Annotated in this window: 1 pseudogene; it reads left to right on the top strand. The window is 46.0% G+C overall.

Features of this window, described 5'->3' with window-relative positions:
- Window positions 1–224 (top strand): annotated as a pseudogene (locus PSI23_RS22470) (IS3 family transposase); the annotation flags it as partial.

The raw sequence follows: 224 nt of genomic DNA, 5'->3' as shown, positions 1-224 counted from the left end.
CTGAAAATGGAGAAGGAGATCTTAAAGAAGGCGAGCGCCTTCTTTGCGAGAGAACTGCTGTAAGATGTTGGTTCATAAAAGAACATGCAGAGCAATTTCCCATTTGCCAATTGTGTCGCGTGATGAAAGTCAGTCGTTCCACGTTTTATGCCTGGCAGGCAAAACCCGTTCGGTTACTTTCTGATGAGCAACAAGCATTACACCGAAAAGCGACGGCGCTCTTT

It is taken from the genome of Xenorhabdus yunnanensis, assembly GCF_028598805.1.
Classification (GTDB): Bacteria; Pseudomonadota; Gammaproteobacteria; order Enterobacterales; family Enterobacteriaceae; genus Xenorhabdus; species Xenorhabdus yunnanensis.
This window is presented reverse-complemented; position numbering and strand designations above follow the sequence as displayed.